This window comes from Paraburkholderia sp. BCC1876 (assembly GCF_902833695.1).
GTDB lineage: Bacteria > Pseudomonadota > Gammaproteobacteria > Burkholderiales > Burkholderiaceae > Paraburkholderia.
Genome location: NZ_CADFGI010000031.1, coordinates 1 through 717, shown reverse-complemented (window position 1 = coordinate 717; position 717 = coordinate 1). Strand labels below are relative to the sequence as shown.

At 69.7% G+C, this 717-nt stretch carries 1 pseudogene; it reads right to left on the bottom strand.

Features of this window, described 5'->3' with window-relative positions:
- Nucleotides 1-39: 39 nt before the first annotated feature.
- Nucleotides 40-717, bottom strand: a pseudogene (locus tag HWY05_RS37590) (penicillin-binding transpeptidase domain-containing protein); the annotation flags it as partial.

Below are 717 nucleotides of genomic sequence, written 5' to 3'. Positions count from 1 at the left end.
GGTCTTGCCGGCCACGTCGGCTCGGATCCCGAAGCGCTAGCGAATCGCCGAGCCGGTGCCGCGATTGATCACGCCGCGCAGCGCCTCCACCAGCGTGCGCGAGGCCGAGGTGGACAGCGTGCGTTCCGGCGGCGCCGGCATGAACTCGGACAGCACGTTGCCGTCGCGATCCTCGATGCGCGTGACCATGCGCGGCTCCACATAGCTGCCGAGGTTGGCGATGGTCGCGTAGGCCGACACCATTTCCTTGAGCGTGACGGGGCTGGTGCCCAGCGCCAGCGAGGGCACCGCCTCCAGCGTGCTGTCGCGCACGCCCATCTCGCGGGCGAGCCGCGCCACCTTGACCGGCCCGACCTGCTGCATCAGCTGCGCGGTGATGCGGTTGCGCGAATAGGCCAGCGCGTCGGCCAGCGTCATCGGCTTGCCGGTAGGCGGCTCGGCGTCGTCGGGGCGCCAGATCTCGCCACCCTTGAGCGGGATCTCGACCGGCTGGTCGATGAAGGTATCGGTGGGCTTGGCGCCGTCGGCGAAAGCGGCGCCGTAGACGAAGGCCTTGAAGGTCGAACCCGGCTGCCGGCGAGCCTGCTGAACATGGTCGAAGGGCTCGGTGCTGAAATCACGGCTGCCGACCCAGGCGCGGATCGCGCCGTCGCGCGGATCGATCGCCATGAAGCCGGCCTGCACGTCGGCCTTGGCCTTGCAGAGATCGCGCAGGAA